The 22,874-nt window shown below is 59.5% G+C and carries 19 protein-coding genes; 8 read left to right on the top strand and 11 right to left on the bottom strand.

The genetic code is table 11. From position 1 onward, the window contains the following. Window positions 1–33 precede the first annotated feature (33 nt). A complete protein-coding gene (locus ACR0KS_RS06030) occupies window positions 34–996 on the bottom strand; it encodes a pirin family protein (RefSeq protein WP_170565502.1) in 963 nt (320 codons plus the stop codon). A 118-nt stretch (window positions 997–1,114) separates the two neighbouring features. Further along, entirely contained in the window at window positions 1,115–1,957 is an 843-nt protein-coding gene (locus tag ACR0KS_RS06025; protein WP_170565505.1) for a phytanoyl-CoA dioxygenase family protein, read from the bottom strand. A 181-nt stretch (window positions 1,958–2,138) separates the two neighbouring features. On the opposite strand from ACR0KS_RS06025, the gene ACR0KS_RS06020 reads away from it, so the two are divergent. Both ACR0KS_RS06020 and ACR0KS_RS06015 read left to right on the top strand, forming a co-directional pair. Continuing rightward, window positions 2,139–2,618: a peptidase associated/transthyretin-like domain-containing protein gene (locus ACR0KS_RS06020; RefSeq protein ID WP_170565508.1), complete on the top strand. Its 480-nt coding sequence runs from the start codon at window positions 2,139–2,141 to the stop codon at window positions 2,616–2,618. A gap of 5 nt (window positions 2,619–2,623) precedes the next feature. After that, window positions 2,624–3,223, top strand: coding sequence for a ferric reductase-like transmembrane domain-containing protein (locus ACR0KS_RS06015; RefSeq protein ID WP_480693149.1), 600 nt, complete (start codon window positions 2,624–2,626; stop codon window positions 3,221–3,223). Here the strand turns inward: ACR0KS_RS06015 and argF are convergent. Together argF and ACR0KS_RS06005 are read right to left on the bottom strand one after the other, a co-directional pair. Beyond that, window positions 3,220–4,146 carry an ornithine carbamoyltransferase gene (argF, locus tag ACR0KS_RS06010; RefSeq protein WP_170565511.1) on the bottom strand — a complete coding sequence of 309 codons (927 nt, stop codon included), beginning with the start codon at window positions 4,144–4,146 and terminating at the stop codon, window positions 3,220–3,222. The genes ACR0KS_RS06015 and argF overlap by 4 nt on opposite strands. Window positions 4,147–4,175: 29 nt before the next feature. Further along, complete coding sequence (locus ACR0KS_RS06005) at window positions 4,176–5,363, bottom strand: aspartate aminotransferase family protein (protein WP_170565513.1); 1,188 nt, start codon at window positions 5,361–5,363, stop codon at window positions 4,176–4,178. 293 nt (window positions 5,364–5,656) lie between these two features. Here ACR0KS_RS06005 and ACR0KS_RS06000 point away from each other — a divergent pair, with 293 nt between their 5' ends. Next, on the top strand, window positions 5,657–6,580 hold the full coding sequence (locus ACR0KS_RS06000; protein WP_170565516.1) for a DMT family transporter: 924 nt from the start codon (window positions 5,657–5,659) through the stop codon (window positions 6,578–6,580). Between the two features lie 70 nt (window positions 6,581–6,650). Further along, on the top strand, window positions 6,651–7,226 hold the full coding sequence (locus ACR0KS_RS05995; protein ID WP_170386449.1) for a GcrA family cell cycle regulator: 576 nt from the start codon (window positions 6,651–6,653) through the stop codon (window positions 7,224–7,226). Between the two features lie 433 nt (window positions 7,227–7,659). Here the strand turns inward: ACR0KS_RS05995 and ACR0KS_RS05990 are convergent, their stop codons facing one another. Together ACR0KS_RS05990 and ACR0KS_RS05985 are read right to left on the bottom strand one after the other, a co-directional pair. After that, on the bottom strand, window positions 7,660–8,736 hold the full coding sequence (locus ACR0KS_RS05990; protein WP_170552874.1) for a T6SS phospholipase effector Tle1-like catalytic domain-containing protein: 1,077 nt from the start codon (window positions 8,734–8,736) through the stop codon (window positions 7,660–7,662). Beyond that, the gene (locus ACR0KS_RS05985; protein WP_170565519.1) at window positions 8,714–11,005 is read right to left on the bottom strand and encodes a xanthine dehydrogenase family protein molybdopterin-binding subunit; all 2,292 of its coding nucleotides are present in this window, start codon (window positions 11,003–11,005) and stop codon (window positions 8,714–8,716) included. Before ACR0KS_RS05985 ends, ACR0KS_RS05990 begins: the two co-directional genes overlap by 23 nt. A gap of 140 nt (window positions 11,006–11,145) precedes the next feature. Between ACR0KS_RS05985 and ACR0KS_RS05980 the strand changes: the two genes are divergently transcribed. The 3 genes from ACR0KS_RS05980 to ACR0KS_RS05970 all read left to right on the top strand — a co-directional run bounded on the left by ACR0KS_RS05980 (window position 11,146) and on the right by ACR0KS_RS05970 (window position 15,953). Then, the gene (locus ACR0KS_RS05980) at window positions 11,146–14,301 is read left to right on the top strand and encodes a valine--tRNA ligase (RefSeq protein WP_170565994.1); all 3,156 of its coding nucleotides are present in this window, start codon (window positions 11,146–11,148) and stop codon (window positions 14,299–14,301) included. A 123-nt stretch (window positions 14,302–14,424) separates the two neighbouring features. Beyond that, window positions 14,425–15,588: a benzoate/H(+) symporter BenE family transporter gene (locus tag ACR0KS_RS05975; RefSeq protein WP_170565522.1), complete on the top strand. Its 1,164-nt coding sequence runs from the start codon at window positions 14,425–14,427 to the stop codon at window positions 15,586–15,588. Window positions 15,589–15,620: 32 nt separating this feature from the next. Beyond that, a complete protein-coding gene (locus ACR0KS_RS05970) occupies window positions 15,621–15,953 on the top strand; it encodes a DnaJ family domain-containing protein (protein ID WP_170565525.1) in 333 nt (110 codons plus the stop codon). On the opposite strand, the gene ACR0KS_RS05965 is transcribed toward ACR0KS_RS05970, so the two are convergent. Together ACR0KS_RS05965 and ACR0KS_RS05960 are read right to left on the bottom strand one after the other, a co-directional pair. Next, the gene (locus ACR0KS_RS05965; protein WP_170565528.1) at window positions 15,954–16,736 is read right to left on the bottom strand and encodes a crotonase/enoyl-CoA hydratase family protein; all 783 of its coding nucleotides are present in this window, start codon (window positions 16,734–16,736) and stop codon (window positions 15,954–15,956) included. It lies immediately after the preceding gene. Window positions 16,737–16,794: 58 nt separating this feature from the next. Next, complete coding sequence (locus tag ACR0KS_RS05960; RefSeq protein ID WP_170565530.1) at window positions 16,795–17,871, bottom strand: SMP-30/gluconolactonase/LRE family protein; 1,077 nt, start codon at window positions 17,869–17,871, stop codon at window positions 16,795–16,797. Between the two features lie 93 nt (window positions 17,872–17,964). Here ACR0KS_RS05960 and ACR0KS_RS05955 point away from each other — a divergent pair, with 93 nt between their 5' ends. Next, window positions 17,965–19,074, top strand: coding sequence for a pyridoxal phosphate-dependent aminotransferase (locus ACR0KS_RS05955; protein WP_170565997.1), 1,110 nt, complete (start codon window positions 17,965–17,967; stop codon window positions 19,072–19,074). Window positions 19,075–19,190: 116 nt separating this feature from the next. On the opposite strand, the gene ACR0KS_RS05950 is transcribed toward ACR0KS_RS05955, so the two are convergent. The 3 genes from ACR0KS_RS05950 to edd are packed head-to-tail and all read right to left on the bottom strand — an operon-like array spanning window position 19,191 to window position 22,873. Further along, window positions 19,191–20,381, bottom strand: a complete 1,191-nt coding sequence (locus ACR0KS_RS05950) for an aminotransferase class V-fold PLP-dependent enzyme (protein ID WP_170565533.1) — start codon at window positions 20,379–20,381, stop codon at window positions 19,191–19,193. A 50-nt stretch (window positions 20,382–20,431) separates the two neighbouring features. Further along, window positions 20,432–21,064 (bottom strand): bifunctional 4-hydroxy-2-oxoglutarate aldolase/2-dehydro-3-deoxy-phosphogluconate aldolase, encoded by a 633-nt coding sequence (locus tag ACR0KS_RS05945; protein ID WP_170565536.1) that lies wholly within the window; start codon window positions 21,062–21,064, stop codon window positions 20,432–20,434. A gap of 3 nt (window positions 21,065–21,067) precedes the next feature. After that, window positions 21,068–22,873 (bottom strand): phosphogluconate dehydratase, encoded by a 1,806-nt coding sequence (gene edd / locus ACR0KS_RS05940; protein WP_480693148.1) that lies wholly within the window; start codon window positions 22,871–22,873, stop codon window positions 21,068–21,070. Window position 22,874 lies beyond the last annotated feature (1 nt).

The raw sequence follows: 22,874 nt of genomic DNA, 5'->3' as shown, positions 1-22,874 counted from the left end.
ATTGCGACACGGGCAAGACCCCCTAACGCTTGGTCAACGCGCAAGCCGGGGGCGGGTGCGATCCAGCTCTTCAGAGATTGGAATGAACTCCTGATCGTCTCCGGGCGGCAGATGAAACGCCCCGTTTGCCCAATCTGCGGCTTTCCATTCCCGGCTGGCCGCTTCGATCTTTTCCTTGGACGACGACACGAAATTCCACCAGATGTAGCGATCCTCGTTCATCGTTGCCCCGCCCAAAAGCATTAACCGCGCCCCCAATGGCCCGGCCTTTGCCGAGAGGTGATCGCCGGGACGGAAGACCATCATGCGGCCTTCCTCGAACGTATCCCCCGCGATCTCGACAGTTCCCTGGGTGACATAGACGCCGCGATCCTCATGATCGTCGGGCAGCGGGAAAGATGCCCCCGGTTGCAACTGAACATCCAGATAGAAGGTTTCCGACATCATCGTAACAGGGCTGGTTTCCCCATAGGCCGACCCGAGGATCAACCGCGCACTGACCCCATTGTCTTCGATATGAGGCAAAGCCCCCTGTTTGTGGTGTTCAAAATCCGGTGCCATATCCTCATGCGCTTCCGGCAGGGCGATCCAGGTCTGAATACCGAACAGGCTGTGTTTCTTGCCCCGCGTTTCCTCGCTGGTCCGTTCCGAATGGGTCACACCTCGGCCCGCCACCATCCAGTTGACCTCGCCGGGGTAGATCATCTGATGCGTGCCGAGACTGTCGCGGTGCTCGAACTCTCCCTGATACAAGTAGGTTACCGTACCCAAACCGATATGCGGATGCGGACGGACATCAATACCACCATCGGTGATAAATTCGGCGGGACCCATTTGATCGAAAAAGATGAAAGGACCAACCAGTTGCCGCTTGACCGATGGCAGAGCGCGGCGCACCTCGAACCCGCCCAGATCTCGAGCGCGCGGGATTATCAATGTCTCAAGCGCTGGATTTTCGGATACACATTCGGGGCTGTGGGTGGGGTTCCAACTCATTCCTGCTTCTCCTGCGGCCAAGGGTCCATCGTTCACAAATGCAAGATATAGAACGCAATTTACCAATGTAATCCGCGCAAGTGCACATGAAACGTGCGGAACATACTGTTATGTTATTTCATAACGTCTCGCGCGGCCATAGTTGCGGGAAAAAAGCTCCGTCTATACTGTCGCCCTCGCGATAACCTGCTGCCTCGAACTGTGCGCGTTCACCCTTGGCCCAATCCCCTCGATACCGTATCACGCCGTCTGGCGCGGTCATGCGGAGAGTAAAGCGACGAACGGTTTCGGTCGGCGTGACCGAGGACAACCCGCCATGCAAAGTGCGCATATCAAAGAAGATACAGTCGCCCGGTTCCATATCCCATTGCAGCAGGTCATACGCATCTGGGTCCGCATTTACATCAGGAGGCGGGTGGTAGGTGCGACCGGCAACCTCGGTCGGCTCATAGCTTGGGTGCCCGTCGGCAAATCGGACGCGCATAAACAGCTTGTCCCACAGGTGCGAACCTTTGACGAAGGCTATTCCATTCGCCTTGTCTACCGGTTCCAGCGGCAGCCACAGCACGCACATCGTGCCTTCAAAATCGAAATAGGACAGATCTTGGTGAAACGGAGGGCGAGAGGTTGATCCCGCTTCACGCAGAAACCAATTGTCCATAACCAGATTGATCGAAGGCGCGCCTAGCAACTGCGCCGCCAGCGGAGCGCAAGGCGAGTTATGGACGAAGTCCGAGAATTGGGGAAATTTGCTCCAAGCCCAGTAGTCCTCGAAATAGGCAGGGGCGTCGGGATCTTTAGTGTGACGTGTGAAATTTCCAGTTGGATTAGCAAGGTCTGCGTCGATACCATCGCGCAAGGTATCCAGCCACCTAGTCGAAAACTTTGACCGCAACATCACTGCTCCGTCCCGCTGAAACGCGGCGATCTCATCGTCTGTTACACGATCTGTTTGGGTCATACGGCACGTCTTTCGAGCAAAGATCGGACCCTGAAAAGATTGCACCTCAAGAGGCAGGCGGTCAAAGGAATTCACATTTCCCGTCTCAGCCTCGGAATATGCGGCAATCGTGCTATTCTTCTAACCCAGACATGCCCGGCATAGCCCGGGCGGGTGACTTGTCTTTGAATACGAGGTTCGCATGACCGGTGTTTCAATTTCTCGACGTTCTCTGATTGCCGCTGGCGGAGCTGTCCTTGCGTCGGGCTTCCTCTTGCCTGCGCGGGCCAAAGGTCTTGCACCCACCCCATCAATGCGGGGAGGTGCGAACAATTATCGCCCCGGCGCGCCCATCGTAAAGCAGATCGGAGGCGGCGGCTTCTGGATGACCGGCACGGTGCGGCGCGCCGGAGACGGTGCCCCCCTGCCCGGCCAGCGCATTCAAATCTGGGCTCACACGACCGAAGGGCACGAGCGCGACCCGCAAAGTCACGGCGCGACCCTGACCGATGCGAATGGGGCATTCCGACTGGAAATGCCCCAGATTGTACCGGCTTTTGGACAACCCCACGGTCATCTGGCCTATGACAGCGGTGAATTTGAGACAGTATTTCTGCGCCCTGTCATGGCGAGCGCGAAAGACACGACCCTGACCGCTCATTTCGTGTTGCAACCCGTCTGAGACGCGTGTTTCGGACAATCGTGATCTGGGCGATCCTGATCGCCGTCCTGCTGGTACCGCTCGTGGCTGCGGGGTTTAGCCCCTATCTTGCGTGGCGCGACCCTGTCTACATCGTTGCGGGTTTTGCCGGAATACTCGGCCTGTGCCTGCTGTTGCTTCAGCCGTTGCTGGCGGGTCGCTGGCTTCCGGGCCTTTCACCATTGGACAGTCGGCGCTGGCACCGCAGAAGCGGCATAGCGTTGGTTGCGGCTGTTGCTGTGCATGTGGTGGGGCTTGGGATCACCAGTCCGCCGGACGTGGCGGACGCCTTGCTGTTTGTCTCTCCCACCCCGTTCTCGGCCTGGGGCGTTGTCGCAATGTGGGTGACACTCGCGGTCGCTCTGCTGGGCTTATTCCGACAACGCACGAAACTCCGTTTCCGCGTCTGGCGCCTCTGTCACTCGGGGCTTGCCTGCGTTGCAGTTGTCGGAAGCGTGGTGCACGCATTGCTGATCGAAGGCACCATGGAGATCATGTCAAAGACCCTGCTGTGCGTTCTAGTTGTGCTGGCAAGCGCCCGAACGCTTGCCCGCATGCGTGTATGGGACGTGCAGAGGCGCGACTAAACGCCCAGACACCAGCGCATTACCGCCTTTTGCGCGTGAAGACGGTTTTCGGCCTCGTCAAAAATCACCGAATTCGGCCCATCCATCACTTCGGATGTCGCCTCCTCCTCGCGGTGGGCAGGCAGACAATGCATGAACAGCGCGTCGGGCTTGGCATGCGACATCAGCTCCTCATTAACCTGATAAGGCCGCAGCAGATTATGACGACGTTCCTTGGCAGACTGAGAGTCGTGCATCGAGACCCAAGTATCCGCGACCACGAGGTCCGCGCCCTCGACCGCCTTGAAAGGGTCACGCTCCACCACGATCTTGGACCCTTTTTGGCGCGCAAAACCCATGAATTCTTCTTCGGGGTCGAACTGCGCGGGGCCGGTAAATGTAAGGTCGAAACCGAACTGGCCAGCCGCGTGCAGGAACGAGGCACAGACATTGTTACCATCGCCGGTCCAGACAACTTTTTTGCCAGCGATCGGGCCACGGTGTTCCTCGAACGTCAGAACGTCCGCCATGATTTGGCAGGGATGCGTCCGGTCGGTCAGGCCATTGATCACCGGCACATCTGAATATTCCGCCATCTCGGTCAGGATCGTTTCGTCAAAGGTTCGGATCATGATCATGTCGACATAGCGCGACAGAACGCGCGCGGTATCGGCGATGGTTTCACCATGCCCAAGCTGCATGTCCTTGCCGGATAAGACCATCGTTTCACCGCCCAACTGCCGGACCCCGACATCAAAGGACACGCGTGTCCGGGTCGAGGGTTTTTCAAAGATCAGCGCGACCATACGACCCGCAAGCGGTTGCTCATCATCAAGGGCAGCTTTCGGGCGGCCAAGGCGGGCCTGCTTCATCGCGCTTGCCTGATCAATCATGCCCCGCAACTCGGCAGCATCGGTCTTGTGGATATCAAGGAAGTGGTTCATCTGATTTCGCTTTTCTATTCAATTACATCTCAGGCAGAGGCCATGTCGCTTTCGATCTGGGCGGCGGCCTTTTCAAGCCTGATGACGGCCTGCGCAATGTCGTCCTCGGTCAAGGTCAGAGGGGGCAGCAGGCGGATCACGTTGTCGGCGGCGGGAACGGTGATGACTTCGTTGTCATATCCGGCATTTACCACATCCGTGTTTAGCGGCTTGCACTTGACGCCCAGCATAAGACCGGTGCCACGCACCTCTTCAAAGACCTCTGGGTGATTGGCGATCAAACCTTCCAGTTTTTGCCGCAGCATCCCGGACTTTCGATTCACGCCTTCAAGAAACGCAGGCGTCGCAACCTGATCAATTACGGCGCAACCCACAGCACATCCCAGCGGGTTGCCGCCATAGGTCGAGCCATGAGTCCCCGCTGTCATGCCACTGGCCGCATCTTCTGTCGCCAGAACAGCGCCCAAGGGGAACCCTCCGCCGATGCCTTTGGCCACCATCATGATATCGGGTGTGATCCCCGCCCATTCATGAGCAAACAGCTTACCGGTACGCCCCACCCCGCATTGCACTTCGTCCAGAATAAGCAACAGACCATTGTCGTCACAAATCTGGCGCAGGGTCTTCAGCTCGGCGTCGGGAACCGGACGGATGCCGCCTTCGCCCTGAATGGGTTCTATCAGGATGGCCGCCGTTTGATCGGTAATGGCATTGGTGACACCGTCGAGATCCCCGAACGCGACATGCACGAACCCGGGTAGCAGAGGGCCGAACCCCTTGGTCATCTTCTCTGACCCTGCAGCGGCGATACCTGCGGATGAACGACCGTGGAACGAACCGTCAAATGTAATGATCTCAACCCGTTCAGGCTGACCTTTGTCATAGAAATACTTGCGGGCCATTTTCACGGCCAGCTCGCAGGATTCCGTACCGGAATTTGTGAAGAAAACCGTATCGGCAAACGTATGCTCGACCAGCTTGTCGGCCAGCGCCTGCTGCTGCGGGATGTGATAGAGGTTCGAGACATGCCACAGCGCATGCGCCTGTTCGGTCAGCGCGTTCACCAGCGCCGGATGCGCGTGGCCCAGCGCGTTGACCGCGATACCCGCGCCGAGATCCAGAAAACGTCGGCCGTCCGCCTCGGTCAGCCATGCGCCTTCGCCCTTTACGAATGTCAGGGGCGCGCGGTTATAGGTCGGCAGAACGGACGGGATCATCGGATCATCCTTTTCGATATGTTGAGCCCCGTGAGTGATACACTAGGCCCATGTTAGTCAACTGATTTGGTGGGAAGTGCGCGCTTTCTAAGCGCACGCAGGATCAAACTGGCCGGTTACGCAGCGATGCGTCGACGTCGGAGGTGCAGGATATGTGCGCGTTTGATCATGGGCGGTCGTATAGCCGTACTCGACACATCTGAAAACCCCGATTTTTCAGGGCTGTCGTTTTTCATCCCCAGACTCTGCATTTGCCACTTGCCATTTGCCAGCCGCTGGCGCACCGGTTGCGCATGACGCCAACTCACCAAAACCCGCCGCTTGCGGCTCTGCTGATCCTCGCAGCAAGCTCTCTGCTGGCGGGGACGACGCTGTTGGCCAAGGCTTTGGGGACTGATGTGCTGGGCCCGGCATTACACCCGCTGCAGATCAGCCATGGTCGCTTTCTGTTTGCATTTCTGGTGATCGTCAGCGCGGTGGCCATTTTGCGCCCACGCCTTACCCGCCCACATTGGGGGCTTCATGTGGGTAGAACCAGTTTCGGATGGCTGGGAATCACGTTGATGTTTGCCTCGGTCGCCTTCATCCCGATTGCCGACGCAACGGCGATTTCCTTTCTGAACCCGGTCTTTGCAATGGTTCTGGCCATCCCCTTGTTGAAAGAGGGCGTCGGCCCCTGGCGGTGGCTGGCCGCAGCCGTTGCCCTGGCTGGTGCGCTGGTTTTGCTACGACCAACACCGCAGAGCTTTCAACCCGCCGCGCTGCTGGCTCTGACTGCCGCCGCCGTGATCGGGATGGAACTGATCTTCATCAAGAAACTCTCTGGTCGCGAAACTCCGATCCAGATCCTTTTGGTCAACAATGCGATGGGGCTGACCATCGCCTCGGTCGCCGTGAGCTTTGTGTATCAATGGCCAACGCCTCAGCAATGGGCGGCCTTGGCGGGCATCGGTGCACTGATGGCCTGCGCACAGGCCTGCTTTGTGAACGGGATGGCACGCGCTGATGCGTCATTTGTGGCACCTATCAGCTATGCCACGCTGGTCTTCGCTGCATTTTACGATTTCGCCGTATTCGGTGTGATCCCGGATGAAATCAGCATGATCGGCTCTGCGATTATTCTGACCGGTGGGATAATCCTGGTCTGGCGCGAAGCACGACACCGCCGCTCAGCACCTGATTCGAGAACCGCTTGTAACTCGGCACACAGTGATTAAAATAGGGACCGAGACGAATTCCCAAGGCGGCCCGAATCCGGGGCCGCTTTCCGCTTTTGAAAGGCAAATGATGTCCTGGACTGACGAGCGTGTAGAGCTGCTGAAAAAGATGTGGGGCGAGGGCCAGTCGGCCAGCCAGATCGCCAAGGAACTGGGCGGTGTGACCCGCAACGCGGTGATCGGCAAGGTCCACCGTCTGGGCCTGTCGAACCGCGCAACCGGCGCGACCCCGGCCAAGGCCGAACCCAAGGAAAAACCGGCCCCAGCACCAAAGGCCGAGGCCAAGCCCAAACCCTCGCCCAAGACCGAGCCCGCGCGCCCTGCGCCTGCTCCGGCGGCCGAGGCGAAGCCTGCCGTGCCCGCCCGCCGTCAGATCATCCCGGCGGGCCAACCGCTGCCGCCGCAACCTTCCGCAAATGAGATTAGCCCCGAGGCGCTGGCCAAGGTAAACGAGGTCGAGAAGAAGGCCAAGAAGCTGACCCTGATGGAACTGACCGAGAAAACCTGCAAATGGCCCGTCGGCGACCCCGCGACCGAGGATTTCTGGTTCTGCGGCCTGCCGGTTGAGGCAGGCAAACCCTATTGCGAGGCACATGTGGGCGTGGCGTTCCAACCCATGAGCTCGCGCCGCGACCGTCGGCGGTAACTACAATCGGATAGCACGCCAATATTCAGGCGTGCATCCTAGAGGTAGCATATTGGCTGGCCATTCGCCCTGAGGCGACTGGCCGGTTCCACTGATCAAACTGTTTGCATCACACCCGGCTAAATCGGCCGATGTGCTCCGATTTCAGGCACAATGGATGTATCTGGCGGCATGGCTCGTCCAACTGTGTTGCAATCCATGCGCCGAACTCGCCGGTCAAAGCTCTGCATGAGCTACGTGGCTTTTCCTTTTGCACAACGGTGACAAGTTACTAGTCCATGTACAAATGGTACTTTCACGGGCTGCTGATTGTAGACGCTTTGGACGGCCTGAGCATCTACAACTGGCCCTCAAGAAGACAGAAGTTTGATCCGGTCGATCACCATAGCTTGTTGATAGTACCTGCCAGCAAGGCCTGCACGCCAACATGACACTATTGCGCCGGGTGCGAGGGCAAATCAGGCATCGGCACCCAGCCCGGAAGATCGTCCGGCGATACCGAGACGTGCAGCCGTTCGGAGCGGTCGCGGCCCACTTTACGGTGTTTCCGCAGGAGGAAAATCTTGCCCCAGCCGCGCCACGTTCCGACAGATCGGGCCGATGTATCGGTCGGAAAACGCTCGCGCCAACCTTCTGGCAGCGGCAGGCCATGAAGCTCGGCCTTGTCCAACATCCAGATGAGGGAAATGTTGCTGAGCGGGCGGGCTTCTTCAAAGCCGTTCAACTGGCCTCCGACATCCCCGTGCGTGCCCCGGAACCAGACCTGTTCAACATGACCTTTAAAATCCGGGGTACATTTCCAAAGCACGGGTTCGAACACCTCGCGCGTCTCGTCCAGCGCCATGGCGTGGTAGCCGTGGCGGGTGGCGGGGCCAAGCTGGTGGTTGTGGAAGGCGTGGCGTTCCTCGGCCCAGCGCCACAGCAGTGGCAGGCGCAGGCCCAGCGCCTTCACCGTGTCCCACACGCCGACCATCTCGATCGCTACATCCTCGTGACAGAACTTTTTGCGGAACACGCCAGCCGCAGAGCCGTTCGCGTTGCACTCATAGTGGCGGTATGCCTGTTTGATATTGCGCTCGGTCGCGTGCTCGGCCTTGAGCAAACCGATCATGTCGATCACTCCGGCAAGGCTGCGGACGCCATACGCCCCGCGGGAATAGCCAATGAAATAAATGCGGTCACCGGGTTTGTATCGTGACGCAAGATAGCCATAGGCGCGCCTGATTTGGCGGTTGATCCCGCGCCCCATCATTACGTCCAGAGAGGATTTCCAGCTTTCCCACTGCACGCCGGATTCGTAGAAAACGGACACTTTGCTGCCCATCTCGCAGCAAAGCCGCAGCGTCTGGCCCGCATGGGTCTCGTACCCCGGCTCCAGCTTGGACATAGTACCGTCAAGGATGATCACATGACTGATCGGCTCGCGATGAAGCGCTTCGGCAGAGTGCTCGGACTGTAAAGGCCGTCCGAGCCATCCCAGTACCTTTCTACTCAGCCGCGACAGATCCATGTGTCAGCAATTCCCATACTCTGTTGGGTGTGAAAGGCATGTCCGCCTGCCGCACCCCATGTTCCCAGAGCGCGTCCTGCACTGCGTTTGCAACAGCAGCCAGCGCGCCCACGGTCCCGGCCTCGCCGCACCCCTTCATCCCCATCGGGTTTGAAGTTGACGGAACCGGCGCCGAGGTAAACTTAATCATGGGTATCTCGGCGGCGCGCGGCAAGGCATAGTCCATCAACGAAGCCGTGAGCAGTTGCCCCTGCGCATCATGCACGACACGCTCGGTCAGCGCCTGCCCAATTCCCTGGACGACGCCACCATGCACCTGCCCTTCGGCCAGCATCGGGTTGATAAGGTTACCAAAATCATCAACGACTGTATAGCGGTCAACCCGGGTTTCTCCGGTGAAAGAATCAATAACGATTTCGGCAACATGCGCGCCATTTGGATAGCTGCGCGCATCAAGGTTGGCGCGTGCTTCATGCCGCAACAAATCCGTGCGGCCATCGGCACGGGCCATGTCCGCAGCCTCGGTCAATGTCGGCGTCAGGTTCGACCCCGGTGCGCGGAATGTTTCGTGATCGAAGCTCACATTGTTTTCCTCCACCCCAATCTTATCCGCCAGATAGGGCGTGAATGCGGCGATCATGACGTCGATTGTGGCCAGCGTCGCCGTGCTTTGCACCGTCACGGACCGTGACCCGCCGGTGCCGCCCCCATGTGGCAGTTGATCGCTGTCACCCTGAACAACATTGATCCGGTCCACCGGCACGCCCGTCTGGTCCGATAGGAACTGGGCATAGACCGTCTCATGCCCCTGCCCGTTGGATTGGGTTCCGACATAGAGGTTCACGGTGCCATCCTCACAGAACTCCACTTTCGCGTTCTCGGAAGGATCCCCAAGGATACTTTCGATGTAGTAGCAAAGGCCCTGACCACGGATCAGGCCGCGTTCAGCATCTGCGGCTTTGCGAGTGGCGAACCCTGCGGTCTGGCTGGCGGTGCGCGACAGGATCATGTCAAAATCGCCCACATCATAGGTCTCACCGGTCGCAGTTTTGTACGGAAACGCCCCGGGGCGGATGAAGTTCTTTCGGCGCAGCTCCCACGGGTCCACGCCCAACTCGCGCGCGGCGCGATCCATGACACGCTCAAGGACATAGATCGCCTCGGGCCGTCCTGCCCCGCGATAGGCATCGACCTGCGTGGTGTTGGTGAAAAACCCCTCGACCCGCAGATAGGTTGTCTGGACGTCATAGACGCCCATCAGCACTTTGCTGAACAGGTTCGTCTGGATCGCCTGCCCGAAATGGCTGTTATAGGCGCCCAGATTGACCTTGCTGTGGACGCGATAGGCGGTAATCCGATGATCGGCGTCAAATGCCAGTTCCGCAAGCGAGGTCAGATCGCGGCCGTGGTGATCGGACAGCATTGCCTCGGACCGGTCGGACATCCAATGTACCGGTTTGCCCAACTTCATCGCGGCTACGGCGGTGCAGAAATACTCGGGGTACGGCATCACCTTCATACCGAACCCTCCGCCCACATCGGGGGTAGTGACCCGGATCGCCTCGGGTTCCAGCTGCAGCTTCTCGGCCAGTTGTGCACGCATCGCCCAAACGCCCTGCCCGCCATAGGCAAAATGCAGGCGGCCATCGACCCAGTTGGCCTGACAGCCGCGCGGCTCGATCGAGGTTATGATGACGCGGTTGTCGGCCACATTCAGCGAAACCCGATGCGCCGCTGCCTGAAATGCGGCCTCGGTCGCCGCCTCATCGCCCAACCCCCAGTCAAAGGCACGATTTTCGGGGGCTTCCTGGTGCACAACTTCTCCGCCCGCGTCTACGTCCAGCTTTGCAGGCAATTCGTCGATTTCGGCCCAGATCATCTCTGCTGCGTCGCGGGCCTGTAACGCAGTATCGGCGATGACAACCGCGAGCGGCTCGCCGACAAAGCGTACACGGTCACTGGCCAGCATGTGGCGGTCCGGCGCGGCGGCTTTCGATCCGTCCCGATTGTTTACGATTGCGGCGTTCATCACGGTGTCGATCCCTGCGGCCTTGAGGTCGCCCAGTGTCATCACCAGACGCACTCCGTCCGCAGACCGTGCATCTTCGAGATCCAGACCGGATATCACCCCATGCGCCACCTGCGAGCGCACGAAAACCGCATGCAGTGCACCCTCGGGCACCACGTCATCTATGTAGTGCCCCTGCCCGGTCAGAAAACGCTGATCCTCGGTCCTTTTGACGGGCTGACTCTTACCGAACTTTTCCATGGAACGCTCCTGCCGCTGCTCTACTGCGCGACACTAGCCTGCGGTTGGCCGATGTCCATAGGGGCGCTTGGCCCTTCCCCTTCTTGCAACCATTCGCTATTGCAGGCGCTGACCAAGGATTGATGACGCAGGACGCACCCATGGCGATGGAAAAGACATTCAACGCGGCCGAGGCCGAGGCCCGTATTTACAAAGCCTGGGAAGAGGCAGGCGCTTTCAAGGCAGGCGCGAACAAGTCGCGCGACGAGAGCTTTACCATAATGATCCCGCCGCCCAACGTAACCGGCGCGCTACACGTGGGTCATGCGTTCAACAACACGCTTCAGGACATTCTGATCCGCTGGCACAGGATGCGCGGGTTCGACACGCTGTGGCAGCCGGGCCAAGACCATGCAGGCATCGCCACACAGATGCAGGTGGAAAAGATGCTGGCCACCACCCAGCAGCCCAGCCGGACCGAACTGGGGCGCGACGCGTTCCTCGAAAAGGTGTGGGAGTGGAAAGGCGAATACGGCGGTACGATTATCGAGCAGCTAAAGCGTCTGGGTTCGTCCTGCGACTGGTCGCGCAACGCGTTTACAATGGCTGGTGCCGCTGGCGATCCGCGCACGGGGCACGAGAACTCGGCCAACTTCCATGACGCGGTGATCAAGGTCTTCGTCGATATGTACGAAAAAGGGTTGATCTACCGTGGTAAGCGGTTGGTGAACTGGGACCCGCATTTCGAGACTGCGATCTCGGACCTTGAGGTCGAGAATATCGAAGTTGCAGGCCATATGTGGCACTTCAAGTACCCGTTGGCTGGCGGTGCGACCTACACCTATGTCGAAAAGGACGAGGATGGGAACGTCATCCTCGAGGAAGAACGCGACTATATCTCGATCGCCACCACGCGCCCCGAAACCATGCTGGGCGACGGCGCGGTTGCGGTTCATCCATCGGATGAGCGTTATGCGTCAATTGTCGGCAAACTCTGCGAAATTCCGGTTGGTCCGAAAGAGCATCGCCGCCAGATCCCTATCATCACCGATGAATACCCCGATCCCGATTTCGGCTCGGGCGCGGTGAAGATCACCGGCGCACATGATTTCAACGACTATCAGGTCGCCAAGCGCGGCAGCATCCCACTGTATCGTCTGATGGACACGCGCGGCCATATGCGGGCCGATGGCGCGCCCTACGCCGAAGAAGCGAGCAAAGCTCAGGAATACGCACGCGGACGGGCGTTTACGGAAAATGAGATCGACGCGATCAATCTGGTCCCCGACCACCTGCGTGGGCTCGACCGGTTTGAGGCCCGCGCGAAGGTGGTCGAGGAAATCACCAGCGAAGGTCTGGCGGTCATGACCCGCGCGGATGATCCGCGTTTGGGCACCAAACTGAGCGAGGATGAGGATGCCTCCGCGCCGGTCCCGCTGGTCGAGAGCAAGCCGATCATGCAGCCCTTCGGCGACCGCTCGAAAGTAGTGATCGAGCCGATGTTGACCGACCAGTGGTTCGTCGACGCCGAAAAGGTCGTTGGCCCTGCGCTGGATGCGGTCAAGGACGGCACGGTCAAGATCATCCCGGAATCGGGCGAAAAGACCTATTATCACTGGTTGGAAAACATCGAGCCGTGGTGCATCTCGCGCCAGCTATGGTGGGGGCATCAGATTCCGGTTTGGTATGGGCTGGACCTGTCCGCCGAAGACTTTGTCGACGACGAGAATGACGGTCACCTCGATCTTGTCGAATTGGGTCGTCTGCTGAACGAAGGCGGCATGCTGCACCGTGGCAGCGTCATGGAATGTGCGGCCAGTTTTGAGGCCGTCACCGAAAAATTCCTTGACGACAACGCCAATATTCCCAGCCCGCTGAGCCATGCGACCGTTATCGAAGTTGCTGACAAGCAGGAAGCCATTCATCGTTTCGCGGAAAGCCTCGCTCAATATGCCGTCGAACAAGACCCGACCAAGCTGGTCTATCCTGTCTGGCGCGACCCTGATGTTCTCGACACCTGGTTCTCGTCTGGTCTCTGGCCGATCGGAACATTGGGCTGGCCCGAGCAGACCGAGGAGTTGGAACGTTATTTTCCGACGGACGTTCTGATCACTGGCTTCGACATCCTGTTCTTCTGGGTTGCCCGGATGATGATGATGCAACTGGCCGTGGTCGATCAGATCCCCTTCCACACCGTCTACCTGCACCAGCTCGTCCGCGACGAGAAGGGCAAGAAGATGTCCAAGACCACCGGCAACGTGATTGATCCGCTGGAGATCGTGGACGAATTCGGCGCCGACGCGCTGCGCTTTACCAACGCTTCAATGGCGGCGATTGGCGGAGTGTTGAAACTGTCCCGCGAACGTATCACTGGCTATCGCAACTTCGGCACTAAACTTTGGAATGCCGTCCGCTTTGCCGAGATGAACGAGGTCTTCACCGACGCCGTTCCGCAACTGGACGTGGCCGACCTGAAGCCCAAAGCCGCCGTAAACCGCTGGATCATCGGCGAAACAGCGCGCGTGCGCGAAGAAGTCGACGCTGCGCTGGAAAGCTATCGTTTCAACGATGCGGCCAACGGGCTTTACGCCTTTGTCTGGGGCAAGGTCTGCGACTGGTACGTGGAACTGTCCAAGCCCCTGTTGCAAGGCGACGACGCCGAGGCTCAGGCCGAGACTCGCGCCACAATGCGTTGGGTTCTGGATCAGTGCATGGTCCTGCTGCACCCGATCATGCCATTTGTCACCGAGGAACTTTGGAGCCTGACCGGTGATCGCGCCAAGATGATCGTTCACGCCGACTGGCCCACCTATGCGGCCAGCGACCTGATAGACGCCGATGCGGATCGTGAAATGAACTGGGTGATTTCGGTCATTGAAAACACCCGCTCGGCACGGGCGCAGATGCGCGTTCCGGCGGGACTTTATGTTCCGATGCTGGTGACAGAAATCGACCCGCACGGACAGGCCGCTTGGGACCGCAACGAGGCGCTGATCAAGCGTCTGGCCCGGATCGACAGCCTGACCCAAGCCGATACACTGCCCAAAGGCACCATTTCGATTGCCGCCCCCGGCGCGTCCTTTGGCCTGCCGCTGGCGGATATTATCGACATTGGCGCGGAAAAGGAGCGGCTGGAGAAAGCCAAGGGCAAGCTGGCCAAAGAACTGGGTGGTTTGCGAGGTCGTCTGAACAATCCGAAATTCGTGGCCGCGGCACCCGAAGAGGTTGTCGCAGAAGCCAAAGCCAATCTCGCCGCCCGCGAGGAGGAAGAAGCAAAACTGAACGAGGCGCTTGCCCGCCTGTCCGAACTTGCTTGACCGGAACCACCTTTAAACACGACAACCCCGCCATTCGGCGGGGTTTTCTTTTGAGAGCAAAGGACTTGTTCCCGGATACGATTGCTTGCTAGCAGTTGCGGTGAATAACCCTGCGAGGCTCTGATGACGCGCGCACTCCCTCCGATCCAGACGGTCTCAACAGGGCTGGTCGTGGCCGTTGTAGGCTTTTTCAGCTCGTTTCCGATTGTGCTGCAGGGGCTTTCCGCAATGGGAGCCACCCCAGACCAAGCCGCATCCGGCCTGATGATGGCCGCAATCGCAATGGGATTAACCGCCATCGGGTTGAGCCTGTGGTATCACCAGCCCATCAGCGTGGCATGGTCCACGCCCGGCGCGGCCCTTCTTGCGGTGTCTTCACTTCCCGCCGCCGGGTTTTCGGACGCCGTGGGTGCATTCCTGTGTGCCGGAGCTTTGACCGTTCTGGCAGGTCTTTGGCGTCCGCTGGGCCGGCTGGCGTCGGCGATACCGACGACTTTGGCGCAAGCGATGCTGGGCGGGGTTCTTTTACCCTTGTGCATCGTTCCCTTTCAGGCCGCCGTCGACCTACCTTGGCAAGCCCTGCCGGTGATACTGACTTGGTTCGTCGCAGGACGGATCAACCGGCTGCTTGCCGTTCCTGCCGCGGTGGTCGCGGCCGCACTGGTTGTCGTCCTGAACGCCGGAGACGCGTCAGTCGTTCCAACGCAGATTTTGGCTGCACCGGTTTGGACGATCCCGACCTTCTCGGCTTCATCTCTGATTGGCGTTGGCGTGCCCCTATTCGTTGTCACCATGGCAACGCAGAACGTGCCCGGGATCGCGGTCATGCGCAGCTTTGGCTACGCCCCTGCGTCTGGCAGATTGTTCTCGGCTGTTGGCGGGGCAAGCGTTCTTTCGGCACCGTTCGGAGCACCGGCTACCTGTCTTGCGGCGATCACGGCTGCGATGTGCTCGAACTCTGACAGTCACCCGGACCCGGCACAGCGCTATTGGTCGGCTGTCATGGCCGGAGCGTTCTATTGCCTGTTTGGGGTGTTCGCGGTCGCAATCACTGGCTTCGCGGTTCACGCCCACCCGCTGTTGATGGGAACGTTGACCGGAATAGCCCTGATCGGTGTGATGGCGAACGCTACCTCGGCGGCTTTAGAAGTGCCAGCCGAGCGCGAAGCCGCGATCCTGACCTTTGCCATCACTGCCTCTGGCGTCTCAGTCTTTGGGCTGGGTGCCGCCGTCTGGGGCTTGCTGGTCGGAGGGGCGGTATTTCTGGTGACAAACCGCACCCGCTAGCGGTTGCTTTCTGTGTAAGCTATGGTTGCGCTATGTTTGGATCGCTAGGAAGACTTATCGAGCGCCAGATCAAAAAGGCGCAGGCCGAAGGCCAGTTGCAGGGTCTTGAAGGCGAGGGTCGCCCCCTGCCCGACCGCTCGTCCGAGGCGCATGGCGATGCGGCAATGGCCGCCGGGCACCGGATCATGGCTCAGGCGGGGGTTCTGCCAGAAGAGTTCAGCATCAAAAAGGAACTGGACGAGGCCAAGGCTTATTACGCCGCCTTGACCGACCCCGAAGAACGCAAAGTCGTTATGGCCCGCATCGCCGATCTGGAAATGCGGTACAACATGGCACGCGACGCGCGACGGGCCTTTTTGCGCTAGTTATTTGAACTGAGGCTTGCGGCCCTGCATCTGGGCGGCAATCACCTCTATCTGTTCGGGCTTTCCGATCAGGTCGACCTGCTCGGACGACTCGGCCAGCAAGACTTCGGCCCGCGACTGAGTTTCCGCCACTTCGATCAACCGTTTGGCCGCGCGAATGGCAGAGGGGCTTTGACCAGCAATATTTTCGGCCAATGCAATGGCCTCAGTCAGCGGATCGTCGGACAGCTTTGTCACAAGCCCCCATTCCGCGGCCTGTGCCGCGCCGATGGGCCGTGCGGTGTAGGTCAGCAGGCGGATGACGTCCGATCGCACCAGCCCCGGCAAAAGCACCATGCCGCCCATATCGGGAATGATGCCCCACTTCATCTCCATCACAGCCAGTTTGGAATTGGGGTGCGCTATACGAATGTCCGCGCCCAGCGCGATCTGAAGACCCCCGCCATAGGCAACGCCTTGAATGGCGCAAATCACCGGCACCGGAACGCGGCGCCAGATCATTGCCAGCTCTTGCATATCATTGGCATCTTCGTGGCTGCGGCTCATCAGCCATTCGGTCGGGTCTACATGGGCCATCGTCGCAAAACTGGCCATGTCCAATCCCGCGCAGAAACTTTTGCCCTCGCCAGAAAGAACCACGGCGCGGACGTCCGAGGCGGCGACCTCCTGCCCTGCTGACAAGATGGCCTTGATCATCGAGTCATCCAACGCATTCATCTTGTCGCCCCGCGTCAGCGTGACATGGGCAATGTGGTCTTTGTATTCGATGGATACGCGTGACATGCGGACCTCCCAGTTCCGGTTTCGACAACCATGCCCGGAAGGTCAGTCAAGTTCCAGATCAACGTTGGGGCAGATCTTCGACAGCCATTCGGCCAAACCACGGCGAGTCCAGAGTCATGACGTAAAACTGGTCTCCCAAGACCTTGCCTCCTGTCGTTATCCCAAGCCGCCCTTCTGGGTCTTGAAGGGTTTTCAATATGTTCCCATCCCAATCGAACTGCACCATCATTCCACGGTGAATGGGCGCGGGTCGCACCATCGGTCCCAAGCGCCAGATCACTTTGCGCAAGAATGGATATGGCATCAGGGCTTCGGTTGGCACGCGCGGACTGGCAAATGCCATCCAATATGTGCCGTCGCCCTGCGCCTCGATATTGTCAGGATAGCCGGGCAGGTTTTCCAACAAAATTTCGCGCTCGCCCGCTTTTGGGCCTTGAAGCCACAATTTGTGCACCCGCGCGCGCCCGGTTTCAGCGATAAGCAGGAACCGCTCATCCGGTGAAAGCGCAACACCGTTGGTGTAGACGAAACCCTCGGCCACTTTCTCGGTGGTGCCGTCGGGATTGTATTTTGCGACATAGCCTGTGTCTGATTGTTCCCAGATGGTCAGCACGGACGTGGGCTTCGTTCCACCCATTGTTTCGGGGTCAAACCGATCAGATGAGTTCGAGAAATATACGGTCCCGTCCTGCGCCACATCCAACTGATTGGCGTAGATAACAGGCGAACCATCGACTTCTGAGGCCAGCAACTCTAAAGAGCCGGGTCCGGTCCAGCGCATCAGGCCGCGAAAACTGTCGGCAAGATACAGCGCCCCATCCGGCCCTGCTTTCACGCCCAATGGTCGACCGCCCAGATCGTCAACCTTCACCGGAGTGTCGCCGTCTATCCGATAGAGCGCGCCGGACATGGCGGTTGTGTAAGCCGTTCCGTCGGACATGACAGCTATGTCTTCCGGGCCTGTGTCGCCATCGGGCAGGGCGACAAGTTCAATCTGACTCAATGCGTCATTCTCTGCGAAGCCCCCTGTGAAACCAGGGGCTTCCGGCGGCTCCCAGGCTACAGGTTCAACCTCGACCGGCCAAAAAATCAGATAGGCGAGACCGATCAGGGCCAGTCCGAAAAAAATGCGCATTATCTTCCTCCCAATGCTGTTGCGCGCAGGGTGAAAGGCAATCACACGCAACACAAGGTTGCCCGACAAGTGACCTTACGTTTATCTGCCAATATGACAGACCCACGCTACACCCCGCTTGCCACATCCCTGCCCGCAACCGTTCCGTTCGTTGGCCCTGAAACCCAGGAACGAGAGCGGGGTACGCCGTTTGTCGCGCGGCTTGGCGCAAATGAAAGCGTTTTTGGACCGTCGCCGCGCGCGATTGAGGCAATGGCGAATACCGAAATCTGGATGTACGGAGACCCCGAAAACCACGATCTGCGAAACGCTCTCGCAGAACACCACAACGTACGCGCCGAAAATATTGTCGTGGGTGAAGGGATCGATGGGCAGCTTGGGTATCTGGTGCGACTGCTGGTCGGGCCGGGAGATGCCGTCGTGACCTCGGAGGGGGCTTACCCCACGTTCAACTACCACGTTGCAGGGTTCGGAGGGGTGCTGCACAAAGTCCCCTATCGCGACGACCATGAAGACCCGGCCGCGCTTTTCGCCAAAGCCGCCGAAGTGGACGCCAAGCTGGTTTATCTGGCCAACCCGGACAACCCTATGGGCAGTTGGCATTCGGGTGCGCATATTGTTGCAGCCATGAACTCCTTACCGGATGGATGTCTTCTGGTCCTGGACGAAGCCTATGTCGAATGCGCTCCTGAGGGTACTGCCGCCCCGGTCTCGGCGGATGACCCGCGCATTATTCGGATGCGAACGTTTTCAAAGGTTTACGGGATGGCAGGTGCGCGCGTTGGGTATGCAATCGGAGCGCCCGGATTGATTTCCGCGTTCAACAAGGTGCGTAACCATTTCGGAATGAACCGTGCTGCGCAGGCCGGTGCGCTGGCGGCTCTGCAAGACACAGGATGGTTGGAAAGGGTCCAGCATAAGATTGCAGAGGCCCGTATTCGGATCGAAATGATCGCACGTGAAAACGGACTGGAGCCACTACCATCGGCCACGAATTTCGTTGCCGTAGATTGTGGTCAGGATGGGGTGTTTGCCAAAGCTGTTCTGGACAGCCTGGTGGCACAGGGTGTTTTTGTACGGATGCCTTTCGCCGCCCCACAGAACAGGTGTATTCGGATAAGTTGCGGAGAGGTGGCTGATCTAGATGCCTTTGCGGCAGCTTTGCCAAAGGCACTGGCAGAGGCCGATGCCCAAACAAAGTGACGTTTTGTTTTGCGGCAAGGGAAACGGGGGCTGTCTGCCCCCATCGCGCTGACGCGCGATTCCCCCGAGGATATTTTTAGCCAGATGAAGGGCGGATCCGCGCAGGGAAAAAGGTGTCAGGTGGCCAAGGCTGCAGCGGCGGCGTCCAACGCCCCTTTGCCGCGCGGGATATCAAGCGCAGCCATAGCAGTTTCCATCCCGCCCAGCATAGCCATCACCATCTGACCGTTGATGTGCCCCATGTGGCCGAGCCGGAAACAGCTGTCCCAGTCCTCCATCCCAAGTCCGATGCCTAGCGTCAGGCCCAGTCGAGACTCGGTGTATTCACGCAGCAAGGTCCCCTGCCCGCCGGTCAGACGCAAAGCGGTGACGGCGTGGCTGCGATGATTGCGGTCTGCTACGTTAAGTTGCAGTGCGCCACCTTCGGCCCAGGTGTCGCAGGCTGCCCAGATTGCCGTTGCAAGGCGTTCGTGGCGCGCCCAGACCTGCTCGATCCCTTCGGAGTGGATCATGTCGAGTGCCGTCCCCAAACCGTACAAATGGTGAGTTGGCGCCGTTCCGTTGAAATACTGGTAGAACAGGTCAGGATTGACGCGCGGTTGCCAGTCCCAATACTGCGAAACCCGTTGCATGCTGGCGCGTTTGGCCTGCGCCTTTTCGTCGAAGAAAACAAATCCAACTCCTGCAGGGGTCATCAATCCCTTCTGGCATGCCGTGACCATCACATCGACGCCCCAAGCGTCCATTTCAAATCTGTCGCATCCCAACGAGGCAATACAATCTGCCATCAGGAGGGCCGGGTGATCCAGATCGTCCAACAGTGCGCGAAGGGCCGGGATATCGTTTCGGATCGAGCTTGAGGTATCCACATGTACGGCAAGCACCGCCTTGATTTCTCGTGCTTTATCTGCGCGCAGTGCGTCAGAGATGCGATCAAAATCCCAGGCTGAGGATGTTCCGAAATCAACCAACTGGGTTCTGGCACCGATTCCTTCGGCCATCTCTGCCCAGCCATGTGTAAAGCGGCCCGAGGCCGGGGCCAGTACCAGTTCGCCCGGTGCGATAACGTTTGAGAGTGCGGCCTCCCATGTTCCGTGGCCGTTGGCGATATAGATGGCAACGTGATGATCCGTCCGCGCCACGCGACGCAAATCACGCGTCAGGGCGGGCATCATCTCGATCAGCTCGCCATCATAGATATTGGGCGACGGACGGTGCATCGCTTGCAAAACGGCGTCAGGTATTACCGACGGGCCGGGAATAGCCAAATACTCGCGGCCCTGCGCGAGAGAATTGTGATTTGTCATGGGATCAACCTGTTAGAATTGGCCTCACCCTAACGTGTGGCCGGGCAGCGTCAATCCATCAGCTTGGACGCTTCGCGTGCAAGGGTTTCGATGCCAGCCCAATCCTGATCCAAAACCATCTGCTTTGGCGCAACCCAGCTGCCACCAGCGCAGACGACGTTGGACAATGACAGGTAATCGCGGGCGTTCGCAGGCGACACGCCTCCGGTTGGGCAGAACGTGATCTGCGATAGCGGAGCGCCGATTGCTTTGAGGGCGGGCGCACCGCCCGAAGCCTCGGCAGGAAAGAACTTGAGCATGTCATAGCCCTGTTCCAGCAAGCGCATGGCCTCGCTTGCCGTGGCCGCGCCGGGTAACAAGGGCAGATCTTCGGCTTCGCACGCTGCGATCAGAGCGTCGGTCGCACCCGGAGAGACGCCGAATTGCGCGCCGGCCTCTTTCGCAGCACGGACGTCATCGGGGGTCACCAGTGTTCCGGCCCCCACGACACCACCGGGCACCTGAGACATTGCACGGATTGCGTCCAGCGCGGCAGGCGTCCGCAGCGTGACTTCAAGCGCGGGAAGCCCACCAGCGACAAGCGCTTCGGCCAGAGGACGCGCATCTTTGGCATCGTCGATGACCAGCACCGGAACGATTGGGGCAAGCGCGCAAATCTCGTGGGTGCGTTGGGTTTTGGACATGAGTTAAACTCCGAAAATACTGGCACCGGTGTCGGCGGACCCGACATTCTGGCGGAACGCACCAAAGAGGTCGCGGCCGACGCCGTGCTGGTTTGCCGACAGGTCTGCGGTTGCCGGGGCGCGGTCGAGTACGCCCGGAGTCATGATCTCCAACTCTCCGCTGACCGCATCAACACGCAGGATGTCGCCATCCTGTAAGCAGGCGATTGGGCCGCGATCAAGCGCCTCGGGCACGACATGGATCGCAGCGGGGACTTTGCCCGAAGCCCCTGACATCCGGCCATCGGTCACCAAAGCCACCTTTTGCCCCCTGCCCTGAAGGATCGAAAGCATTGGTGTTAGTGAGTGCAGTTCAGGCATCCCGTTGGCTTTCGGTCCCTGAAAGCGGACAACAACGATGACGTCATCCGTGAACTCTCCGGCTTTGAAAGCTGCCTTGACCTCCTCCTGATCGTGGAAGACGCGTACCGGAGCTTCAACCACTTGATGCTCGGGCGCGACGGCGGACACCTTCATGACGGCGGTGCCCAGATTTCCGGTCAGGCGCGACAAGCCACCCGTGGGCTGGAACGGATCCTTGGCCGGGCGCACGATCTTTTCGTTCAGGCTGTGCCCGGTGCCGTCTTCCCAGACCAGTTCGCCCTCTTTCAGCTTGGGTTCTTTGGTATAGTTGTGCAGACCCTGACCCGCGACCGTCAGCGTATCGGGATGCAGCAGGCCGTCTTCGAGCAACGTGCCGATGCAGTAGCCAAGGCCCCCCGCTGCGTGGAAATGGTTCACATCGGCCAGACCATTTGGATAGACCCGCGCGACCAGTGGGACCACGGCGGAGATGTCTGAGAAGTCCTCCCAATCCAGCACGATACCTCCGGCACGCGCCATGGCGATCAGGTGGATCAGCAGGTTCGTGGACCCTCCGGTCGCCATCAACCCGACAATGCCGTTCACAAAGGCGCGTTCGTCCAGAATTTGGCACACAGGCGTATAGTGATTCCCCAACGCGCTGAGCGACAGGGCGCGGCGTGCTCCTTCCTCGGTCAGTGCATCGCGCAAGGGCGTGTTCGGGTTGATAAAGCTAGAGCCAGGAAGGTGCAGGCCCATGAACTCCATCAACATCTGGTTCGTATTGGCGGTGCCATAGAAGGTACAGGTGCCCGGCCCGTGATAGGCGGCCATTTCCGCCTTCATCAATTCGTCGCGGCCGACTTCTCCGGCGGCAAACTGCTGACGAACCTTGGCTTTTTCGTCGTTCGGCAGGCCACTTGTCATGGGGCCGGCAGGCAGGAAGACCGCCGGCAGATGACCAAATGCTTGCGCGCCGATGACCAGACCCGGCACGATCTTGTCGCACACCCCAAGAAACACGGCGGCGTCATAAGTGTTGTGACTCAGCGCAACACCGGTGGCCAACGCAATCACATCGCGCGAGAACAGCGACAGTTCCATCCCCGCTTCGCCCTGCGTGACGCCATCGCACATGGCGGGAACGCCGCCCGCAACCTGCGCCGTTCCGCCCGCCGCGCGGATCGCATCACGGATCAGCGCCGGGTAGCGTTCAAACGGCTGATGCGCCGAGAGCATGTCATTATAGGCGGTGACGATGCCCAGATTGCCAGCCGTTCCAGTTGCCATGGAATGCTGATCTTCACCTGCCCCGGCATAGGCATGAGCCTGACCGCTGCACGACAGGTGCCCCCGGGCTGGCCCTTTGGATTTGGCGTGTTCCATCCGCTCAAGATGCGGGCCGCGCAGATCGGCGCTGCGGTCGACGATGCGCCGGGTGACGTCGGTGATGACGGAATGTACCATG

Source organism: Ruegeria sp. BC7, assembly GCF_056539165.1.
This window is presented reverse-complemented; position numbering and strand designations above follow the sequence as displayed.

Bases quoted from the DNA above. Each gene is read 5' to 3' on its own strand.
- ACR0KS_RS06030 (WP_170565502.1), bottom strand. From the start codon at position 996: ATGAGTTGGAACCCCACCCACAGCCCCGAATGTGTATCCGAAAATCCA.
- ACR0KS_RS06025 (WP_170565505.1), bottom strand. From the start codon at position 1,957: ATGACCCAAACAGATCGTGTAACAGACGATGAGATCGCCGCGTTTCAG.
- ACR0KS_RS06020 (WP_170565508.1), top strand. From the start codon at position 2,139: ATGACCGGTGTTTCAATTTCTCGACGTTCTCTGATTGCCGCTGGCGGA.
- argF (WP_170565511.1), bottom strand. From the start codon at position 4,146: ATGAACCACTTCCTTGATATCCACAAGACCGATGCTGCCGAGTTGCGG.
- ACR0KS_RS06005 (WP_170565513.1), bottom strand. From the start codon at position 5,363: ATGATCCCGTCCGTTCTGCCGACCTATAACCGCGCGCCCCTGACATTC.
- ACR0KS_RS06000 (WP_170565516.1), top strand. From the start codon at position 5,657: ATGACGCCAACTCACCAAAACCCGCCGCTTGCGGCTCTGCTGATCCTC.
- ACR0KS_RS05995 (WP_170386449.1), top strand. From the start codon at position 6,651: ATGTCCTGGACTGACGAGCGTGTAGAGCTGCTGAAAAAGATGTGGGGC.
- ACR0KS_RS05990 (WP_170552874.1), bottom strand. From the start codon at position 8,736: ATGGATCTGTCGCGGCTGAGTAGAAAGGTACTGGGATGGCTCGGACGG.
- ACR0KS_RS05985 (WP_170565519.1), bottom strand. From the start codon at position 11,005: ATGGAAAAGTTCGGTAAGAGTCAGCCCGTCAAAAGGACCGAGGATCAG.
- ACR0KS_RS05980 (WP_170565994.1), top strand. From the start codon at position 11,146: ATGGCGATGGAAAAGACATTCAACGCGGCCGAGGCCGAGGCCCGTATT.
- ACR0KS_RS05975 (WP_170565522.1), top strand. From the start codon at position 14,425: ATGACGCGCGCACTCCCTCCGATCCAGACGGTCTCAACAGGGCTGGTC.
- ACR0KS_RS05970 (WP_170565525.1), top strand. From the start codon at position 15,621: ATGTTTGGATCGCTAGGAAGACTTATCGAGCGCCAGATCAAAAAGGCG.
- ACR0KS_RS05965 (WP_170565528.1), bottom strand. From the start codon at position 16,736: ATGTCACGCGTATCCATCGAATACAAAGACCACATTGCCCATGTCACG.
- ACR0KS_RS05960 (WP_170565530.1), bottom strand. From the start codon at position 17,871: ATGCGCATTTTTTTCGGACTGGCCCTGATCGGTCTCGCCTATCTGATT.
- ACR0KS_RS05955 (WP_170565997.1), top strand. From the start codon at position 17,965: ATGACAGACCCACGCTACACCCCGCTTGCCACATCCCTGCCCGCAACC.
- ACR0KS_RS05950 (WP_170565533.1), bottom strand. From the start codon at position 20,381: ATGACAAATCACAATTCTCTCGCGCAGGGCCGCGAGTATTTGGCTATT.
- ACR0KS_RS05945 (WP_170565536.1), bottom strand. From the start codon at position 21,064: ATGTCCAAAACCCAACGCACCCACGAGATTTGCGCGCTTGCCCCAATC.
- edd (WP_480693148.1), bottom strand. From the start codon at position 22,873: ATGGTACATTCCGTCATCACCGACGTCACCCGGCGCATCGTCGACCGC.